Origin of the sequence: Pseudomonas sp. NUPR-001 (assembly GCF_052147955.1) — a bacterium.
Taxonomy (GTDB): Bacteria; Pseudomonadota; Gammaproteobacteria; order Pseudomonadales; family Pseudomonadaceae; genus Aquipseudomonas.
The window spans coordinates 4,196,819-4,215,118 of the sequence record NZ_CP197353.1 but is presented as its reverse complement, the minus strand read 5'-3'; the positions used below and the strand labels follow the sequence as shown (position 1 = coordinate 4,215,118).

Annotated in this window: 14 protein-coding genes and 1 other RNA gene; 11 read left to right on the top strand and 4 right to left on the bottom strand. The window is 60.6% G+C overall.

The window, feature by feature from the left end; all coding sequences use genetic code 11:
* Nucleotides 1–220: 220 nt before the first annotated feature.
* The 6 genes from ACP6KB_RS19175 to ffs all read left to right on the top strand — a co-directional run bounded on the left by ACP6KB_RS19175 (nucleotide 221) and on the right by ffs (nucleotide 9,368).
* Entirely contained in the window at nucleotides 221–880 is a 660-nt protein-coding gene (locus ACP6KB_RS19175) for a GntR family transcriptional regulator (RefSeq protein ID WP_442108882.1), read from the top strand.
* Between the two features lie 2 nt (nucleotides 881–882).
* The gene (gene smc, locus ACP6KB_RS19170; protein WP_442108881.1) at nucleotides 883–4,371 is read left to right on the top strand and encodes a chromosome segregation protein SMC; all 3,489 of its coding nucleotides are present in this window, start codon (nucleotides 883–885) and stop codon (nucleotides 4,369–4,371) included.
* Nucleotides 4,372–4,574: 203 nt separating this feature from the next.
* Nucleotides 4,575–5,453: a cell division protein ZipA gene (gene zipA, locus ACP6KB_RS19165; protein WP_442108880.1), complete on the top strand. Its 879-nt coding sequence runs from the start codon at nucleotides 4,575–4,577 to the stop codon at nucleotides 5,451–5,453.
* 127 nt (nucleotides 5,454–5,580) lie between these two features.
* Nucleotides 5,581–7,935, top strand: a complete 2,355-nt coding sequence (ligA, locus tag ACP6KB_RS19160; RefSeq protein WP_442108879.1) for an NAD-dependent DNA ligase LigA — start codon at nucleotides 5,581–5,583, stop codon at nucleotides 7,933–7,935.
* Between the two features lie 60 nt (nucleotides 7,936–7,995).
* The gene (locus ACP6KB_RS19155; RefSeq protein WP_442108878.1) at nucleotides 7,996–9,156 is read left to right on the top strand and encodes a zinc-binding metallopeptidase family protein; all 1,161 of its coding nucleotides are present in this window, start codon (nucleotides 7,996–7,998) and stop codon (nucleotides 9,154–9,156) included.
* A 115-nt stretch (nucleotides 9,157–9,271) separates the two neighbouring features.
* An RNA gene (ffs, locus tag ACP6KB_RS19150) (signal recognition particle sRNA small type) lies at nucleotides 9,272–9,368 on the top strand.
* Nucleotides 9,369–9,582: 214 nt separating this feature from the next.
* Here ffs and ACP6KB_RS19145 read toward each other — a convergent pair.
* A complete protein-coding gene (locus tag ACP6KB_RS19145) occupies nucleotides 9,583–10,269 on the bottom strand; it encodes a hypothetical protein (protein WP_442108877.1) in 687 nt (228 codons plus the stop codon).
* Between the two features lie 32 nt (nucleotides 10,270–10,301).
* On the opposite strand from ACP6KB_RS19145, the gene ACP6KB_RS19140 reads away from it, so the two are divergent.
* Both ACP6KB_RS19140 and ACP6KB_RS19135 read left to right on the top strand, forming a co-directional pair.
* Nucleotides 10,302–10,727, top strand: coding sequence for a hypothetical protein (locus tag ACP6KB_RS19140; RefSeq protein WP_442108876.1), 426 nt, complete (start codon nucleotides 10,302–10,304; stop codon nucleotides 10,725–10,727).
* Nucleotides 10,728–10,789: 62 nt separating this feature from the next.
* A complete protein-coding gene (locus tag ACP6KB_RS19135; protein WP_442108875.1) occupies nucleotides 10,790–12,751 on the top strand; it encodes a hypothetical protein in 1,962 nt (653 codons plus the stop codon).
* On the opposite strand, the gene ACP6KB_RS19130 is transcribed toward ACP6KB_RS19135, so the two are convergent.
* Nucleotides 12,745–13,515 carry a substrate-binding periplasmic protein gene (locus ACP6KB_RS19130; RefSeq protein ID WP_442108874.1) on the bottom strand — a complete coding sequence of 257 codons (771 nt, stop codon included), beginning with the start codon at nucleotides 13,513–13,515 and terminating at the stop codon, nucleotides 12,745–12,747. The genes ACP6KB_RS19135 and ACP6KB_RS19130 overlap by 7 nt on opposite strands.
* A 130-nt stretch (nucleotides 13,516–13,645) precedes the next feature.
* Between ACP6KB_RS19130 and dnaX the strand changes: the two genes are divergently transcribed.
* From dnaX to recR, 3 genes are all read left to right on the top strand, one after another.
* Nucleotides 13,646–15,685: a DNA polymerase III subunit gamma/tau gene (dnaX, locus tag ACP6KB_RS19125; RefSeq protein ID WP_442108873.1), complete on the top strand. Its 2,040-nt coding sequence runs from the start codon at nucleotides 13,646–13,648 to the stop codon at nucleotides 15,683–15,685.
* A 63-nt stretch (nucleotides 15,686–15,748) separates the two neighbouring features.
* Nucleotides 15,749–16,075, top strand: a complete 327-nt coding sequence (locus ACP6KB_RS19120; protein ID WP_075802553.1) for a YbaB/EbfC family nucleoid-associated protein — start codon at nucleotides 15,749–15,751, stop codon at nucleotides 16,073–16,075.
* A gap of 96 nt (nucleotides 16,076–16,171) precedes the next feature.
* Entirely contained in the window at nucleotides 16,172–16,774 is a 603-nt protein-coding gene (recR, locus tag ACP6KB_RS19115) for a recombination mediator RecR (protein WP_442108872.1), read from the top strand.
* A 62-nt stretch (nucleotides 16,775–16,836) separates the two neighbouring features.
* Here recR and ACP6KB_RS19110 read toward each other — a convergent pair whose 3' ends face one another.
* Together ACP6KB_RS19110 and fnrA are read right to left on the bottom strand one after the other, a co-directional pair.
* On the bottom strand, nucleotides 16,837–17,385 hold the full coding sequence (locus tag ACP6KB_RS19110; RefSeq protein WP_442108871.1) for an adenine phosphoribosyltransferase: 549 nt from the start codon (nucleotides 17,383–17,385) through the stop codon (nucleotides 16,837–16,839).
* Nucleotides 17,386–17,438: 53 nt separating this feature from the next.
* On the bottom strand, nucleotides 17,439–18,173 hold the full coding sequence (gene fnrA / locus ACP6KB_RS19105; RefSeq protein WP_442108870.1) for a Crp/Fnr family transcriptional regulator FnrA: 735 nt from the start codon (nucleotides 18,171–18,173) through the stop codon (nucleotides 17,439–17,441).
* Nucleotides 18,174–18,300: the final 127 nt, after the last annotated feature.

The following is an 18,300-nucleotide window of genomic DNA, read 5'->3' as shown; positions in this document are numbered from 1 at the left end:
GATTTTTAGGTCAACAATTTTCTGACCTTTGGGTCAGGAAAATTTCCATAGCATTGCCCACCTGCCTCAGGCGCTTCTCTATAGAGCATAGTTGGCTATAGAACGGGTAAATCTTTTGCGTCATTCGTGCCAACTTCCGTGTCCAGGCCCCTGCGCGGCGCAAGGGCAAGTGCGCTACAATTGCGCCCTCTGCACAGATCAATGATTTTGAAGGAAAACCATGACGTTCAAGGCGCCGGACAGCCTCTCCGAGCAAATTGCCCACTACCTGGCCGAACGGATCATCCGCGGCGAGCTCAAGCCTGCTGAGCGTATTCAGGAGCAGAAGGTTACTCAGGCTTTGAATGTCAGTCGTGGTTCGGTGCGTGAAGCCTTGCTGATCCTTGAGCGCCGTCATCTGGTCACCATCTTGCCGCGTCGCGGCGCCCACGTTACCGAGCTCGACGAGCATGGCGTGCGCAGCCTGTGCACCTTGATGGGTGAGTTGTACATCCTGTTGGGCAATGCCGTGGCCCAGCACTGGCGCGTTGAGGCTGATCTGCTGGTGTTTCTGGCGATCCAGCAACGATTGACCAGTGCCCTGGAGCGCCAGGACATCAAGGTCTTTGTTGAAGAGAGCTTTGCGGTGATGCGCGCTGCGTACCCGTTCGCCAACAACCCGTACCTGCAGGAAACCGTTGAAAACCTGCAACCGGCCATGAGCCGCGCCTATTACCTGGCGCTGGATCAGCGCAAAGCGGAGATGAGCGACTTCCTCGCCTTGTTTGCCAGCCTGCTCGAAGCCGTGGTTGCGCGCGATCAGGCACGCATCCGCAGCGTGCTGGCCGAATACTGCCAGCGCAGCTGCGAGCTGGTGCTGGCGGCGTTGGCGACTGCCTGAGCATGCGCCTCAAGTGCATTCGCCTGGCCGGGTTCAAGTCGTTTGTCGACCCGACCACGGTCAACTTCCCCAGCAACATGGCTGCCGTAGTCGGCCCCAATGGTTGCGGTAAATCCAACATCATCGATGCGGTGCGCTGGGTGATGGGCGAAAGCTCGGCGAAGAACCTGCGCGGCGAGTCGATGACCGACGTCATCTTCAATGGCTCCACCAGCCGAAAGCCAGTAAGCCAGGCCAGTATCGAGCTGGTGTTCGACAACTCCGACAGCACCCTGGTCGGTGAATACGCTGCCTACGCGGAAATCTCCATTCGCCGCAAAGTCACCCGCGACGCGCAGAACACCTACTACCTCAACGGTACCAAATGCCGGCGCCGTGACATCACCGATATCTTTCTCGGCACTGGCCTGGGCCCGCGCAGTTACTCGATCATCGAGCAGGGGATGATTTCCAAGCTGATCGAGGCCAAGCCGGAAGACCTGCGCAACTTCATCGAAGAAGCGGCGGGGATTTCCAAGTACAAGGAGCGGCGCCGCGAAACCGAGAACCGTATCCGCCGTACCCACGAAAACCTCGAGCGCCTGACCGACCTGCGTGAAGAGCTGGAGCGCCAGTTGGAGCGCTTGCATCGCCAGGCCCAGGCGGCAGAGAAGTACAAGGAATACAAAGCCGAGGAGCGTCAGCTCAAGGCGCAGCTGGCGGCGTTGCGCTGGCAGGCGCTGGACCAACAGGTGGCCCAGCGCGAAGGGGTGATCGGCGATCAGGAAGTGGCCTTTGAGGCGCTGGTGGCGCAGCAGCGCAACGCCGATGCCAGTATCGAGCGGCTGCGTGATGGCCATCATGAACTGTCCGAGCGTTTTGGTCAGGTGCAGGGGCGCTTCTATTCGGTCGGTGGCGACATCGCCCGGGTCGAGCAAAGCATCCAGCATGGCCAGCAGCGCCTGCGTCAGCTTCAGGACGACTTTAAAGAAGCCGAGCGTTCGCGTCTGGAAACCGAGTCGCACCTGGGCCATGACCGCACCTTGCTGGCCACCCTCAGTGAAGAGCTGGAAATGCTCGAACCTGAGCAGGAACTGACCCTGGCTGCCGCTGAAGAGTCGGCGGCTACCCTGGAAGACGCCGAAAGCACCATGCACGGCTGGCAAGAGCAGTGGGACACGTTCAACACCCGCTCCGCCGAGCCGCGCCGCCAGGCTGAAGTGCAGCAGGCGCGTATCCAGCAGCTGGAGCAAGCCCTGGAGCGCCTGGCCGAACGCCAGCGCAAACTGGCAGAAGAACGCGACCAGCTCAGCGCCGACCCGGAAGACCTGGCGATTCTGGCCCTGGCCGAACAAGTGGCCAGCAGCGAGCTGCTGCTCGAAGACCTGCAACTGCAAGAGCAGCAGGCAGTTGAGCAGTTGGAGGCGTTGCGCGAGCAACTGCAACAGACCACCCAGGCACAGCAGCAGACACAAGGCGAACTGCAACGCCTGGGCGGTCGCCTGGCTTCGCTGGAGGCCCTGCAGCAAGCCGCGCTCGACCCGGGTGATGGCGCCGCGCAATGGTTGCGCGACCAGGGCCTGGAACAGCGCCCACGCCTGGCCGAAGGTCTGCGCGTCGAGCCGGGCTGGGAGTTGGCGGTAGAAACCGTACTCGGCGCTGATCTGCAGGCGGTGCTGGTGGATGACTTCAGCACCCTGGACCTGACGGCGTTCAGCCAGGGGGATTTGCGCTTGCTGGAATCAACCGCTGACTGTGGGCGTGTGGCTGGCAGCTTGCTCGATAAAGTCGAAGGGCGCGTCGATCTGGCGCCTTGGTTGGGTCAGGTCGTGCCAGTGGAAAGCCTGGAGCAGGCGTTGGCCCAGCGTGGCCAGTTGCGTGATGGCCAGAGTCTGATCAGTCGTGATGGCTATTGGGTGGGGCGGCATTTCCTGCGGGTCAACCGTGCCAGCGATGCCCAGGGTGGAGTGCTGGCCCGTGGCCAGGAGCTGGAGCGCCTGGGTCTTGAGTGCCAGGAGCAGGAAGCGGCTCTTGAACTGCTGGAGGCCCAACTGCTGGAGCAGCGCGAACAGCAGCAAGCGCTGGAACAACAGCGCGAGCACCTGCGCCGACGTACCCAGGACGAAACGCGTCAGCAAAGCGAAGCCAACGCACGCTTGTCGGCGGGCAAGGCACGCGCCGAGCAATTGAGCTTGCGCCGTCAGCGCCTGGAAGAAGAGCTGGCTGAACTGCTGGGTCAGCGCAGCCTTGAAAGCGAAAACCTTGGCGAGTCGCGTTTGCTGCTGCAGGAAGCCCTTGAGCTGATGGCCCAAGACACCGAGCAGCGCGAGTTGCTGCTGGCCCAGCGCGACAGCCTGCGTGAGCGCCTGGATCGGGTGCGTCAGGAAGCCCGTCAGCACAAGGACCACGGCCACCAGCTGGCGGTGCGCCTGGGTTCGCTGCGCGCTCAGCACGATTCCACCCGCCAGGCTCTGGAGCGCCTGGAGCTGCAGTCCGAGCGCCTGACTGAAAAACGTGAACAGCTCACCTTGAACCTGGAGGAGGGCGAGGCGCCACTGGAAGAGTTGCGTCTCAAGCTCGAAGAGCTGCTGGAAAAGCGCATGAGCGTCGATGACGAAATGCGTCAGGCCCGTCTGCATATGGATGAAGCGGACCGCGAACTGCGCGATGCGGAAAAACGCCGCACGCAGGCCGAACAACAGGCGCAACTGCTGCGTGGCCAGCTGGAGCAGCACCGCCTGGAATGGCAGGGGCTGAGCGTGCGACGCAAAACCCTGCAGGAACAGCTGCTGGCTGACGGTTACGACTTGCAAGGGGTGCTCGGTACCTTGAGCGGAACCGCCAGCGAACAGGAGGCCGAGCAGGAACTGGAGCGCATCGACGCCCGTATCCAGCGCCTGGGCGCCATCAACCTGGCGGCCATCGACGAGTATCAGCAGCAGTCTGAGCGCAAGCGTTATCTGGATGCCCAGGATGCCGACCTGGTCGAAGCGCTCGACACCCTGGAAAACGTGATTCGCAAAATCGACAAGGAAACCCGCAACCGTTTCAAAGATACCTTTGATCAGATAAATGCCGGATTACAGGCACTTTTCCCAAAAGTTTTCGGTGGCGGCAGTGCTTACCTGGAACTGACGGGCGAAGATTTACTCGATACAGGGGTGACGATCATGGCGAGGCCGCCGGGCAAGAAGAACAGCACCATCCACCTGCTCTCAGGTGGCGAGAAGGCGCTGACCGCACTGGCCCTGGTGTTTGCCATTTTCAAATTGAACCCGGCACCGTTCTGCATGCTCGATGAAGTCGATGCGCCGCTGGACGATGCCAACGTCGGACGTTACGCCCGACTGGTAAAGGAAATGAGTGAAACGGTGCAGTTCATCTATATCACCCACAACAAGATCGCCATGGAGATGGCGGATCAGTTGATGGGGGTTACCATGCATGAGCCGGGTTGTTCACGTCTTGTTGCCGTGGATGTGGAGGAGGCAATGGCCATGGTCGACGCGTGAATGGAGGCGATTAAGCGTGAACCTGCGGTAAATGCCCCTGTCAGTTGCGACAGACGGTGTAAAGTTATCTTTGGTCGTGCTAGCTTAATGTCACTTATTTTTCGCGTGGGTAAAACGCCTGTCAGAACATAGAGTTGGCGCCACGTTTTAAAGGGGTTTAAACCCTTTATTTTTCAGCATTTTTTACAGAGGCACAGGATTACATGGAAATCGGTCTGCGCGAGTGGCTGATCGTCATCGGCATTATTGTCATTGCCGGTATTCTTTTCGACGGCTGGCGTCGTATGCGCGGTGGCAAGGGCAAGCTGAAGTTCCGCCTGGATCGCAGCTTCTCCAATGCCCCGGACGACGACAGCAGCCCCGAATTGATCGGTCCGTCGCGGGTATTGGATACCCACAAAGAGCCTGAACTGGACGAGCATGACCTGCCGTCGATGAGTGCGGGGCGCGAGCGCGACAGCAGCAACAGCAAGCCGAAAGCCGCCAAGCGCAAGCGCAACAATGAGCCGCAGCAGGGTGACCTGAACCTGGCGGCCGAACCGCGTGAACGCGAGCCCGACCTGTTTGCCAGCGTTGACGACGACTTCCCGGATGAAACCCGTGCCAACGGCAACGCCTTCAACAGCAACGAAAACCGTGACCTGCCTCCGGTTGAAGAAGTCCTGGTGATCAGCGTGATTTCCCGTGACGAGGGCGGCTTCAAAGGCCCGGCTCTGCTGCAGAACATTCTGGAAAGCGGTTTGCGTTTCGGCGAGATGGATATTTTCCACCGTCACGAAAGCATGGCCGGTAATGGCGAAGTGCTGTTTTCGATGGCTAACGCGGTCAAGCCAGGCGTGTTCGACCTGGACGACATCGACCACTTCAGCACCCGCGCCGTGAGCTTCTTCCTTGGCTTGCCGGGGCCGCGCCATCCGAAGCAGGCCTTTGATGTCATGGTGGCTGCTGCGCGCAAGCTCGCCCATGAGCTCAACGGTGAACTCAAGGACGATCAGCGCAGCGTGATGACCGCGCAAACCATTGAGCACTATCGCCAGCGCATCGTTGAGTTCGAGCGCCGTGCACTGACGCAGAAACGTTAATTGCATCGCGGGGCAAGCCCGCTCCCACCGTTGGAGTGGGCTTGCCCCGCGATCAGGCCTGCAAAGGCCAACCCGAACACGCAAGAGCAGCCCAGGCTGCTCTTTTGCTTTGCAAGAGAATACGCAAATGACCGCCGAATCCCGAATCCTCGAACTGCGTGCCGAGCTCGACCAGCACAACTATCGCTACTACGTGCTCGACGAGCCCAGCGTTCCGGACGCCGAATACGACCGTCTGTTCAACGAACTCAAGGCCCTGGAAGCCGAACACCCCGAGCTGGTCACTGCCGACTCGCCGACCCAGCGTGTAGGTGGTGCCGCCTTATCGGCCTTCAGCCAGGTGCGTCACGAAGTACCGATGCTGAGCCTGGGCAACGCCTTCGAAGAAAACGACCTGCGCGAGTTCGACCGGCGGGTGGTCGAAGGTCTGGACCTGCCGGCGGGTGACCTGTTCGCTGAGGGTGCGGCGGTGGACTACAGCTGCGAACCCAAGCTCGATGGTCTGGCCGTCAGCCTGTTGTACCGCGACGGGCAATTGGTGCAAGGCGCTACCCGCGGTGATGGCACCACGGGCGAAGACATCAGCGTTAACGTGCGCACCGTGCGCAACATTCCCCTCAAGTTGCAGGGCGAGGGCTGGCCTGCGGTGCTTGAGGTGCGCGGCGAGGTGTACATGTCCAAGGCCGGCTTCGAACGCTTGAACCAGGCGCAGATCGAAGCTGGTGGCAAAACCTTCGCCAACCCGCGTAACGCTGCCGCTGGCAGCCTGCGCCAACTGGATTCGAAAATCACCGCCAGCCGTCCGTTGGAATTCTGCTGCTATGGCCTGGGCCAGGTGTCGGCACCGTTGGCAGACACCCATATCGGCACCCTGGAGCAGCTCAAGGCCTGGGGCATGCCGATCAGCCGCGAATTGCGTCATGCCGCTGGTGTTGCTGAATGCCTGGAGTACTACCGCGACATCGGCGCACGCCGCAATGACCTGCCTTATGAGATCGATGGCGTGGTGTTCAAGGTCAATAGCCTGGCCTCGCAGCGCGAGCTGGGTTTTCGCGCACGTGAGCCACGCTGGGCCATCGCCCATAAATTTCCGGCCATGGAAGAGCTCACCGAAGTGCTGGACGTTGAATTCCAGGTCGGGCGTACCGGTGCTGTGACCCCGGTGGCGCGTCTGAAACCTGTGAAAGTGGCGGGGGTGACGGTGTCCAATGCCACCTTGCACAACATGGACGAAGTGGCGCGCCTGGGGCTGATGATCGGTGACACGGTGATCATCCGTCGTGCCGGTGATGTGATCCCGCAAGTCATGCAGGTGGTTAGCGAGCGCCGCCCTGACAACGCCCGGCCGGTGCATATCCCGACTGAATGCCCGGTGTGCGGCTCGCACGTAGAGCGCACCCAGTTGATCAAGCGCAGCAAGGGCAAGGAAACCGTCAGTGAGGGCGCGGTGTACCGCTGTGTCGGTCGTCTGGCCTGTGCCGCTCAGCTCAAGCAGGCGATCATTCACTATGTTTCGCGCCGGGCCATGGACATCGAAGGGCTGGGTGAAAAAAGCGTCGAGCAACTGGTCGATGAGGGGCTGATTCGTTCCCCGGCCGATCTGTACCAACTGACCTTCGAGCAAGTCGTCGACCTGGAAGGCTTTGCTGAGCTGTCGAGCAAAAACCTTCTGGCGGCGATTGCTGCCAGCAAGAAACCTGGCCTTGCACGGTTCATCTACGCCCTGGGTATTCCTGATGTCGGCGAGGAGACCGCCAAAGTGCTGGCGCGCTCGCTGGGCTCGTTGCAGCGGGTCATGGCGGCACTGCCGCAAGTGCTCACCTACCTGCCGGACATCGGCCTGGAAGTGGCCCACGAAATTCACAGCTTCTTTGAAGACGATCACAACCGTTCGGTCATCGCTCAACTGTTGGCGCATGGACTGCAGCTTCAGGATGAAGGCGAACTGGCCGCTGAGTTTGCGGCCAGCACCACGCTGGCTGGCCTGATTGCCAAACTGGACATCCCTTCGGTCGGGCCGACCGGCGCTGAAAAGCTGGTAGCCAAGCTCGATAGCCTGGAGAAAATCATCGCCGCTGACGGTATCGACCTGCGCCAGGCCCTGGCGGCCAAGCAGGCAGATGCCGTACGCAGCTATTTTCAGGTGCCGGAAAATGCCGCACTGGCTCTGGCCATCGAAGCCCAACTGCGCGACTTTGGCATGCACTGGACCAGCGAGAAGAAGGTTGCTGCCGGCTTGCCGCTGGCGGGGCAGACCTGGGTGCTGACCGGCTCGCTGGAGCGCATGAGCCGCGATATCGCCAAAGACAAGCTGGAAAGCCTGGGTGCCAAGGTGGCGGGCTCGGTGTCGGCCAAGACCCACTGCGTGGTGGCCGGGCCGGGCGCCGGTTCCAAGCTGGCCAAAGCCAACGAGCTGGGCCTCAAGGTGCTGGACGAAGACACCTTCGTAACTTTCCTCGGTGAGCACGGCATCAGCGTGTAAGCCAACCGTGCACGGCGATCGCGATGGTCTAGGCTTGGCAAGCAGCCAGGAGGGATCGCCATGTACCGTTTTTTCGAGCAACTGGGCGCCAGGATAGCGGCGACCTTTGTCAGCCGTGAACAGCGCCCGGATCGGGTCTGGCAGTGTCGCTGCGGGCAGTCGGTGTTTTTTCGCAACAGCCAGTGCCTGGCCTGCCAGGCGGCGTTGGGCTACTGGCCGCAGGGTAATCAGGTGGGCAGCCTCTCTGCAGGGGCTGGTGAAGGCCTGTGGGTGCTCGATGGCGAACCCGAGGTCGGCGCCCTGCGGCGCTGCGCCAATCTCGATACGGCAGCGGCCTGCAACTGGCTGCTGGCGGCGGATGAGCCTCACAGCTTTTGTCTGGCCTGCCGCTTGAACCGCACCATCCCCGACCTGTCGATTGCTGACAACCTGCCGCGCTGGCGCAAACTGGAAACCGCCAAGCGCCGCTTGACCGCGCAGTTGCTGCACCTGGGGCTTGCTGTCACGCCGAAAAGCGAAGAAAACCCGCAAGGCCTGGCCTTTGACTTCATCGGTGTAGACCTTGAAGGCAACGCGCCTGTCACCGGCCACGCCAATGGTTTGATCACCCTCGATGTGCGTGAGGCCGACGATGACTGGCGCGAACGCGTGCGGGTGCAATTGCACGAGCCCTATCGAACCTTGCTTGGGCACCTGCGCCACGAAGTCGGGCATTACTACTGGGACCAACTGATTGCCGAGTCGCCCTGGCTGGACGCCTTTCGAGCATTGTTCGGTGACGATCGCCAAAGCTACGCCGAGGCCCTGGACCGTCACTACCAGCAGGGTGCCCCCAGTGACTGGGCGCAAAGCCATGTAAGCGCCTACGCCACCATGCACCCTTGGGAAGACTGGGCGGAAACCTGGGCGCACTACCTGCACATGACCGACGCTCTGGACACCGCCTTGGCCCTGGGCATGAACGCCAGCAGCCTGGACCTCGACTACCCGCCGTTCCAGCGTCAGGACCTGTACCAGCCTGACGACCCGCAAGCCGAGCGCTTTCTGGCGTTCCTCAATGCCTGGGTCGAACTGTCGGCGATGCTCAATGAACTGTCGCGCAGCATGGGGCAGGTGGATTTCTATCCCTTCGTCCTGGGCAAGCCGGTGGTGGCCAAGCTGCACTTTATTCACCTGTGCATCACCCAGGCACCACCGTCCATACCTGGAGAAATGCCCTGAAGCAGCGCCAAGTCATTGAGTGCGGATGGTTTTTTTTCAAATAGAGGTTGTATCTTCACTTGATGCCGGTACAATGGCGCGGCTCATCGCCAGATGAGTTGCGTTATGGTGACCCCATCGGTCCCCCCGCATTGATTACCCGTTAACCTGGTCAGGCCCGGAAGGGAGCAGCCATAGCGGGAACATCGAGTGCCGGGGTGTGGCTGGTGGGGTCGCCACCTATCTCTAAGTCCTTGGTTCTACAAGGATTTCTCGCTCAAAAATCTCGAAGTGAAACAGCGTTCAGGTACACCTGAGTGGTGCACAGTGCTTGCTGCTTGCTGCTTGCTGTGGGAGCGGGCTTGCCCCGCGATCTGCCGCTATACAGCACATCGCGGGGCAAGTCGGGTCGCCGCACCGCCGCTCCTACCGGAATATCCGCGGTATTCAGTCCCTCAGCGAAACCTGTTTGGCATCAATCTTGAGGTCACTCAGTCGCTTGAGAATGCTATTGATGTTCGCCCGAGCCGAGCCCTCGTTGGCCAGGCGCAGGCGCTTGATACCAATGACCGAATCACCCACGCCAGCAGTAAACGGCGTGCGAATGATTTCGCGGAAAATCACTTTGTCGGTAGTGGTCTCGGTCAGGGTGTATTCCACTTCACTGGTGACTTCAAAGTTCAAGCCGAAGATAGGCTGATCGACGCGCAGCAGGTTGGCGCGCAGTGCGTAAGGCGCCGATGTGCTGCCGAGCAATTTGGCGCTGGCAAGTGATTGCTCCAGCGCTGCACGGAAGTCAGGTCCGTCGATTTCCGAGGTCCACAGCGGGTTGGTTTTATCTCCGCCATTGACTTCAGAAAGCTGCACATTGTTTTGCAGATGGGCGTCATAGGTATGTGCCGAAGCTTGATCAGCGGTTACCGACATGCCGGAGATTTGAGCCGGTGAGGCACAGCCCGTCACAAGCGCAATAATTGCTGAAGCTAACAGCAGACGAAAGTAGGTCACTCGATCAGTCCTTTGGGTGGTGGTGGGGGTGTGAAAAGGCGGCCGAATGGTAGCACTGTGCCATCTTTCCGGCCATAGGGCGTTCCCGCACGTTCCCGTTCTGCCATCGCCCTCGAAACTTGGCATACTTCAACCCCAAGCACCGAGAGATTGCGCACGTGGACGAAATAGACGACCTGACCAAAGAAAAGCTGCGGGAATGGCAGATCCGTCGTTTGGACATCAAGGACCAAATGCAGTCGCATCCGGAAAAGACCCTGGAACTGTCGCAGGTGCTGGACCTTATGGATGACGAGCATGCGGCCATTCTGGCAGCGGCGGTGAGCACCCCGGCCAAGACTGAACAGCCGCTGCGGCCAGCGGCCGGTCTGTTCGATCTGCAGCTGCAGGTGAGCGCCAATAGTGCGGAAGACTTGCGCAGGCTGCTGGACATGGCGGTCTATGAGCTGCAAGGGCTGCTCGACGCGCAGAAGGGCGTATCAGCGGCTCAAGCGCACAGCTACCCCGGCGGTATGTCCGGCACTTTGGGCAGTTATCATTTTGACCTTGGCGTTATCGACAAGCCGTCATCCCCAGTATCTTGAATTGAATGAAGCGTTTGGCCAGGCGCGATCCAGTGACCTGTTTGCCCTGGCTGTGAGGTTGTATGCACCCGGAACATGTTGATCTATCCAGCCCGATGTTTTTGCCGATTACCGAAGAAGTCTGTACAGGCTTGTTGGCGGCGGAGGGGGCCCAGGCACTCAGTGACCTGTCTGATCCTGAGCTGGCAGCGCTGCTGGTGATCCAGAACCTGGCGCAGGCGGCGGAGAAAGACCTGAATGCTGATGCAGTAGAGAAGATTCTGGCTCGGCTGATTGCCTGGGCGGTCGATGCACAGCATTCAGCAGCAGTCGGGCTGCTGTCGGAAGCGCAGCGCTTGTTCGATCCGCGCAAGCTGTACTTCGGTCTTAATGCGCTCAAGAGCGTGAATGTGCGCTTTCTGTTGGCCGAGGAGGCGGCAGCGCGTGAGTATCTGCTGGCCGATGGCAAATGGGATGTCGGTTACCGGGTCCGCCACCATCAGCGCAACAATCCGTTCAACCAGCAGATGGTTACGCCTCGGCAGCGCGAGCGCTGGTTGAGTGGTGCGCAAGACAAGCTGGTCAGAACCTTTCGCGCCAATCTGGACGAAGACCTGCATGTGCAGGGTTATGCCGGCATCGGCAAAAGTCACCTGCTCGGTACCTTGCTGGAATGCCTGCAACCGGAGAAAACACTGGTGCTGGCGCGCACCGCTGAAAAGCTGGCAGCGCTTCGCCAGCGTATGGGCAGTGCCGGCAGTGACAAGGTCGGTCGCACTTTCATGGCCTTTGCCCGGGCGCTGATGCCCGGGGGGCGTCCGCAAACGGCCGCTGCCCAGGCCAGGCAGCCAAACAAGCAGGCGCTGGCGCAAACGCTGAACATTCTCGGTTTTCGCGGTCACGAAGGCGCAGCGACCCTGGATGTCTGTCTCAAGGTGCTCGAGCGCTATTGCCAGTCCCGCGATCACAGCCTGGCGGCCAAACATCTGCCGCATTTCAAGCAAGCGCTGAGTAACGTGGATACCAAGGTGCTGCTGGAATATTCCAGCCGTCTGTGGACCTATCTGGAGGCAAATCCGTCCTGGGGGAGTCGCACCGGTTTCGAGGCGTTGTTGCTGATCAAGCGTGCCAGCCTGGCCGGCTGTGTGGTGCCAGCGCGCTACAGTCATGTGCTGATCGATGAGAGTCAGGACATTCCTGCGTCGCTGCTACAGATCATCGAGCGTGGCCGACAGGTGCTGATCACCCTCGGTGATGAATACCAGCAAGCCAGCGGCGAGCGGGTCTGGCGCGCACGTCAGGTGCGCCAGAGCGATGTCAGCTATTCGGTGCGTTCCGGTCGCAATGTCGAGCGCCTGGTCAATCCATTGATTGATCAGCATACCGAGAAGGGCAAGGTGCCGTTTGAAGGGGCGCGTGATGCTGACGTCGGGATCGAGCATTACCCGCTGGGCTTTGTGCCGCCTGAGGGTTGTGTGGTGCTGACGGCATCGCACTGGGACACGATCAAGTGGATGATCGAGCTGCACGATGCCAACTGCCCGTTCAGTTTCCCGGATAAAGCGGCGCAGGCCGATCTTGAGCGCTTCATGTCCACGGCTATCGCCTTGTTCAATCCCCGCTTCTACAGCCTTGAACACAGCCTGGAAGGGCCGCACGTATATTTCAGCGAGCTGGCCGATTGGCAACAGGTGCGCGACGCCAACCGCTTTGATGAGGCGTTTCTGTGGGTCGAGCAAGCGCTGGCCAATGGCTTCAAGGTTGCCGATATGAACCGCCTGAACCGGCTGCTCGGCGCGCCGGGTAAAAGCTGCATGCTGATGATGGCGGACACGGCGGGTGGGATGGAGTTCGACCGGGTGCTGTTGACGCCCGAGTTACTGAGCAACGTCATGTTCAAGGACGCCTACGCCTTCGATCAGCGCATCTGCGCGGTGTACATTGCCCTGTCACGCGCCCGCCAGCAGTTGTACCTGCCGTACGATGTGGTTGAGTGGGTCGAGTACCACCAGCAGCAAAAATTCCGCGAATCACACGGCTATTGATTGTCGGTCGGTGCTGCAGCTGAACTGCTCAGATGGCTATAACGCTCGAAGACTTGCTCGATTTCACCGCTTTGCTTCATCCGTTGCAGTGTTTGCAGGATGCCTTGCGTAGGGATCGAGGGGTCGTTGCGCACCATGCAGCCCAATTGTTGCTCCTCAAGCACCAGCAGCGGCTGAAGGCGTTCATCGGGAGGCAGTTGGCTGTTGAACCAGTCCAGGCTCGCTTGATTGCTGATCGCGTAGCGGTAACGACCGGCCTGGAGCATTTGCAGTACTTGCAGTTGGGTGCGGGCGTCGTCGCGTTCAAAGTAGCCACTGTCGAATTGCGCCTGCAAGGTGGGGTATTGAAAACCCAGCACGGTGCCAATGGTTTGGCTGGGCAGGGTCGCCAGACTTGCCGGCAGGGTATGCCGATGGTCTGCAACCAGCCAGTCGCGCTGCTGGAACAGTGGCGGGGTCCAGCTGAAGGTGTCTGACGGTTCTGTGCTCCAGGAGGGCATCACGAAACAGCGTACATCGATGCCGCCACGCTGCATTGCTGCCTGCAAGCGCAAGCGCGGTAAAACGTGATATTCGGGGCGACGCTGCAGGTGGCTGGCCAGGCGGTTCATCAGGTCAAAGACGATCCCTTCCACCGGTTGCCCGTACTCGACCCTTACCAGCGGCATGCTCCAGCTGTCTGTGATTGCAAAACGCAATGGCGGTAACGACTGTGCCGACAGCTGACCGACATACAGCAACAACAGACTGAAAACCCAACGCATCTACTTCTCCCTGTGTCGCATCAGCATCCTGGCGTACAAAGCTTACCGGGTTGGACGGTATAGCGGATGCAATTTCAGGCCTGCTCCGCTAGGATTAGCGGTCTTTGGTCTATCTATTTGACGGTTTTCGATGAGTTATCAGGTTCTTGCACGTAAATGGCGTCCGCGCTCGTTCCGCGAAATGGTCGGCCAGACCCATGTGCTCAAGGCATTGATCAACGCCCTGGACAACCAGCGCTTGCATCACGCTTACCTGTTCACCGGGACCCGCGGCGTGGGCAAGACTACCATCGCGCGGATCATCGCCAAATGCCTGAACTGTGAAACCGGCATTACCTCCACCCCCTGTGGAACGTGTTCGGTGTGCCGGGAAATCGATGAGGGCCGGTTTGTCGACCTGATCGAGATCGACGCCGCCAGCCGCACCAAAGTCGAAGACACCCGCGAACTGCTCGACAACGTGCAGTACGCGCCGAGCCGTGGGCGCTTCAAGGTCTACCTGATCGACGAAGTGCACATGCTCTCCAGCCACTCGTTCAACGCCTTGCTCAAGACGCTGGAAGAGCCGCCGCCCTACGTCAAGTTCATCCTGGCGACCACCGACCCGCAGAAGCTGCCAGCCACCATTCTGTCGCGCTGCCTGCAGTTTTCCCTGAAGAACATGACGCCCGAGCGGGTGGTCGAGCACTTGAGCCATGTGCTGGGTGCCGAGAACGTCCCGTTCGAAGACGATGCGCTGTGGCTGCTGGGGCGTGCCGCCGATGGCTCGATGCGCGATGCCATGAGCCTCACCGACCAGGCCATTGCCTTCGGTGAAGGCAAGGTACTGGCTGCCGATGTGCGGGCCATGCTCGGTACCCTCGACCATGGTCAGGTCTATGGCGTGCTGCAGGCGCTGCTGGAAGGCGATGCCCGTGCGCTGCTTGAGGCAGTACGCCAGCTGGCCGAGCAAGGGCCGGACTGGAGTGGCGTGCTGGCCGAAATGCTCAATGTGCTGCACCGCGTGGCGATTGCCCAGGCATTGCCTGAGGCGGTGGACAACGGCCAGGGCGATCGTGACCGGGTGCTGGCGCTGGCTCAGGCTTTGCCTGCCGAAGACGTGCAGTTCTACTACCAGATGGGCCTGATCGGCCGTCGCGACTTGCCGTTGGCGCCCGATCCACGGGGCGGTTTCGAAATGGTTCTGCTGCGGATGTTGGCCTTCCGCCCGGCCGATACCAATGACGCCCCGACGCCGGTACTAAAGCCGGTGGGGATCAGCCAGGCCACAGCTGATTCGGCACACACGGTGGCAGCAGCGAGCGTCGCTGCGCCGGCTGTGGTGGCTGCACCGGTTGTCGAGCCTGCACCTGCGGCGCCCGAACCTGAGCCCGTTGCCGAACCTGAACCGGCGCCTGTCGAGGTCGCGGTTGAGGCCGAGGTTGCAGCACCTGCGGCGGAGGTCGATCTGCCGTGGAACGATCCAATTCCGGCCGTTGCTGCGCCAGCACCTGAGCCTGAACCTGAACCTGTAGTGGCAGCGCAGGCGGCGCCAGCAGCCGCTGCGGCGCAGCGCCAGGACGAACCACCGCTGGACGACTCGATCGGTTACAGCCCGGCCGGCATGGAGCGCGACGACGAGCCGCCGCTGGATGAAGATTACTATGAGCCGGAAATGGATCCGGCCAGCTACAGTTATCTGGATGAACTGGCCATCGAGCATGTGCATGAGGATGCGCCGGTGGTTGCGCCTGAGCCGCTGCCAGCGGCTAAGCCGGCCACAGGCCTGGCCTTGCAATGGCTGGAATTATTCCCGCAGTTGCCGATCTCCGGGATGACCGGCAGTATCGCCGCCAACTGCACGTTGATCGCCGCTGACGGCGATGACTGGCTGCTGCACCTGGACCCGGCGCACAGTGCGCTGTTCAATGCCACCCAGCAGCGACGTTTGAACGATGCGTTGAACCAGCACTTCGGTCGCACGCTCAAACTGTCTATCGAGTTGATCCGCCCGGAGCAGGAAACCCCGGCCCAGGCGGCAGCACGCAAGCGTGCCGAGCGTCAGGGTGAGGCCGAGGCGTCGATTGACGCCGATCCGCTCATCCAGCAGATGATCAAGCAGTTTGGCGCCATGGTTCGACACGATACCATTGAGCCTGTAGATGCCCAGGTAGTAGCCCAGGGCGAATAAACACAAAGCGGCCAGGGCCTGGTCCTCGCCGCACCCCGTAAGTCTAAGTTTGAGGTGATCCCCATGATGAAAGGTGGCATGGCCGGCCTGATGAAGCAGGCCCAGCAGATGCAGGAAAAAATGGCCAAGATGCAGGAAGAGCTGGCCAACGCCGAAGTGACCGGCCAATCCGGCGCCGGTCTGGTGAGCGTGGTGATGACCGGTCGTCACGACGTCAAGCGCATCAGCCTGGATGACAGCCTGATGCAGGAAGACAAAGAAGTACTGGAAGACCTGATCGCCGCCGCCGTCAACGACGCTGTTCGCAAGGTTGAGCAGAGCAGCCAGGAAAAAATGGGCGGTATGACCGCTGGCATGCAACTGCCACCTGGTTTCAAGATGCCTTTCTAAGCCATCGGCTGTAGTACCTGCGATGGGAGCGCGGCCGTTCGGTCGTTGCTCCCATTGTTGTTTTTCCCGCTTTTTTCAATTTTCAGGCTAATGACCATGAGTTTCAGCCCACTGATCCGCCAACTGATCGATGCTTTGCGCACCTTGCCCGGCGTTGGCCAGAAAACCGCCCAGCGCATGGCCTTGCAACTGCTTGAGCGCGATCGCAGTGGCGGTACCCGTCTGGCACAAGCGCTGAGCCAGGCCATGGAAGGCGTTGGCCATTGCAGCCAGTGTCGAACCCTGACCGAGCAGGAGCTGTGCCCGCAGTGTGCCGATCCGCGTCGTGATGACTCGCTGCTGTGCGTGGTTGAAGGGCCGATGGATGTCTATGCCGTGGAGCAGACCGGCTATCGCGGTCGTTACTTCGTGCTCAAGGGGCATTTGTCACCGCTTGATGGCCTGGGGCCAGAGGCGATTGGCATTCCGCAGTTGATGGCGCGGATTGCAGAGCAGGGCACCTTCACCGAAGTGATCCTGGCGACCAACCCGACGGTGGAAGGCGAAGCGACGGCGCACTACATTGCGCAGTTACTGGCCGATAAAGGCTTGGTGGCTTCGCGGATTGCCCATGGCGTGCCTTTGGGCGGTGAGCTGGAATTGGTTGATGGTGGGACGCTGGCGCATTCGTTTGCCGGGCGTAAGCCGATTTCGTTGTAAGCATCGCGGGGCAAGCCCGCTCCCACAAGGTGTGTGGGGGCGGGCTTGCCCCGCGATCGAACTCAATACTCGCTCAACGAAAACTCGGTCAGGCAGAAGGTCGGCACACCTGCCGCATTCAGGCGCTGGGAGCCGCTGAGCTCCGGCAGGTCAATGATCGCTGCCGCTTCGAACACCTGGGCACCCATGCGTCGTACCAGGTTGGTGGCCGCCAGCAAGGTACCGCCGGTGGCGATCAGGTCATCGAAAATCAGCACCGAATCGCCTTCGCACAGGCTGTCGGCATGCACTTCAAGGAACGCTTCGCCGTATTCGGTCTGGTAGCCTTCGGCAAGCACATCGGCCGGCAGCTTGCCCTGCTTGCGGAACAGGATCAGCGGTTTGTTCAGTTGGTGGGCGATGATCGAGCCGATCAGAAAACCGCGCGCGTCCATGGCGCCGATGTGGCTGAACTCGGCCTCGACATAACGCTCGATGAAGGCGTCAGCCACATGGCGCAGGCCACGTGGCGACTGGAACAGCGGCGTGATGTCGCGAAAGATCACGCCGGCTTTCGGGAAGTCCGGTACGGGGCGGATCAGGGCTTTGAGGTCGAAGGCGTCGCTATACATGAGGCGGGTATCCTGAAAACGAATGCCCGCCAGTATACCCTTATCCAGCGGCCTCAGCTCTCCAGCGCACCACCGGCCAGCGCGCACAGCTGGATCGGGTCGAGGATGTGGATTTCCTTGCCTTCAGCGGCGATCAGGCCGTTTTGCTGGAAGCGGGTGAAAACCCGTGAAACAGTTTCCACGGCCAATCCCAGGTAGTTGCCGATTTCGTTGCGCGACATGCTCAGGCGGAACTGATTGGCCGAATAACCACGGGCACGGAAACGCGCCGAGAGGTTGACCAGGAAAGTGGCAATTCGCTCATCGGCGGTTTTTTTCGACAACAGCAGCATCATCTGCTGGTCGTCACGAATTTCGCGGCTCATGACCCGCATCAGCTGGCGACGCAGCTGCGGCAGTTGCACCGAGAGCTCATCGAGGCGTTCGAAGGGGATTTCGCACACCGACGTGGTTTCCTGGGCCTGGGCCGATACCGGATAGGTTTCGGTGTCCATGCCGGACAGGCCGACCAGTTCGCTGGGCAGGTGGAAGCCGGTGATCTGTTCTTCGCCGCTATCGCTTAAGCTGAAGGTTTTCAGGGCGCCGGAGCGCACTGCGTAGACCGAAGCGAAGCTGTCACCCTGGCGGAACAGAAACTCGCCTTTTTTCAGCGGTCGCCCGCGTTTGACGATTTCATCCAGTGCATCCATGTCTTCCATGTTCAACGACAATGGCAGGCACAGAGGCGCCAGGCTGCAATCCTTGCAGTGGGCCTGGTTGTGGGGGCGCAGTTTAACTGGCTCGGACATTTCTTCATTCCTTGCTGGAAAGCACACATAAGCCGTAAGGGTAACTCAGGGCATGGGGTTTGGGCCAGCCCGCACCCGGATAGGGTGGGCTGATAGAGGTGCGGCTTATCGTCCGACCTCCATTAAA